We start from the raw sequence: 595 nt of genomic DNA on the forward strand, positions 1-595 counted from the left end.
GGCCGAGCAGGAGAAGAAGCAGGAGCAGATCCGCCAGGAACAGGAGGCCAAGCAGGAGCAGAAGGAGAAGGAGGCGGAGCAGAAGCAGGCCGAGCAGGAGAAGAAGCAGGAGCAGATCCGCCAGGAACAGGAGGCCAAGCAGGAGCAGAAGGAGAAGGAGGCGGAGCAGAAGCAGGCCGAGCAAGAGGCCAAGCAGGAGCAGATCCGCCAGGAACAGGAGACCAAGCAGGAGCAGAAGGAGAAGGAGGCCGAGCAGAAGCAGGCCGAGCAGCAGGCCAAGCAGGACGAGGCGCAGAAGCAGGCGCAGGCGTTCCAGGTCCAGCAGGTGAATCAGCAGAAGGCCGAGCAGGAGAAGCGGGACAAGGAACAGGCGAAGAAGCAAGCCGAACAAGAGGCCAAGCAGGAGCAGCTCCGCCAGGAGCAGGAGGCCAAGCAGGCCGAGCAGGAGAAGAAGCAGGAGGAGAAGGAGAAGGAGGCCGAGCAGAAGCAGGCGGAGCAGCAGCAGAAGCAGGAGCAGATCCGCCAGGAGCAGGAGAAGAAGCAGGAGGAGCAGCAGAAGCAGGCGGAGCAGAAGCAGGAAGAGCAGCAGCAGAAG

General features: G+C 62.7%; 1 protein-coding gene. It reads left to right on the forward strand.

What is annotated here, in order from left to right:
* On the forward strand, positions 1-595 hold a 595-nt coding region (locus tag ABZ562_RS04990), incomplete at both ends, for a cell envelope integrity protein TolA (RefSeq protein WP_361474158.1).

It is taken from the genome of Streptomyces sp. NPDC019937, assembly GCF_040631655.1.
Classification (GTDB): domain Bacteria; phylum Actinomycetota; class Actinomycetes; order Streptomycetales; family Streptomycetaceae; genus Streptomyces.